The organism is Pseudomonas sp. GM80 (assembly GCF_000282515.1).
GTDB lineage: Bacteria > Pseudomonadota > Gammaproteobacteria > Pseudomonadales > Pseudomonadaceae > Aquipseudomonas.
Genome location: NZ_AKJD01000233.1, coordinates 1 through 698, shown reverse-complemented (window position 1 = coordinate 698; position 698 = coordinate 1). Strand labels below are relative to the sequence as shown.

General features: G+C 63.3%; 1 protein-coding gene. It reads right to left on the bottom strand.

Annotated features, from left to right (window positions below):
* Nucleotides 1-698: AMP-binding protein (locus PMI37_RS27360; protein ID WP_045123312.1), on the bottom strand; the 698-nt coding region annotated here is incomplete at both ends.

Genomic DNA, 698 nt, shown 5'->3' with positions numbered 1-698 from the left:
TCGTGCTCGGCCAGACGTGCTTCGATTTCGCCCAGTTCGATACGCAGACCACGGATTTTCACCTGATGGTCCATACGCCCGGCGTACTCGATCACACCGTCAGCGCGGTAACGCGCCAAGTCGCCAGTGCGATACAGGCGCTGACCATCACCGAACGGGCTGGTGACGAAACGCTCGGCCGTCAGTGCCGGACGACGGTGATAACCCCGCGCCAGGCCTTCGCCACCCAGGTACAACTCACCGATGACACCGACCGGCAACGGCGCCAGGCTGTTGTCGAGGATGTAGGTGCTGAGGTTGGCGATCGGTTGACCGATCGGCACGCTGTCACGGCCTTCGTCGCGGCAGGTCCAGTGGGTCACGTCGATGGCCGCTTCGGTCGGGCCATAGAGGTTGAACAGCCCGGCGTTCGGCAACTTGGCGAACACCTGCTGCTGAGCATCGACCTGCAAGGCTTCACCGCTGCAAACGATGCGCGTCAGGCTGGTGCAATCGGCCACCGCCGGGTCTTGCAGGAAGGCCTGCAACATCGACGGCACGAAGTGCAGCGTGGTGATGTTCTCTTCAGCGATCACCTGAATCAGTTGCGCCGGATCGCGGTGCGCGCCCGGCGCGGCTACCACCAGTGTCGAGCCGGTCATCAGCGGCCAGAAGAACTCCCACACCGACACGTCGAAGCTGAACGGGGTCTTTTGCAG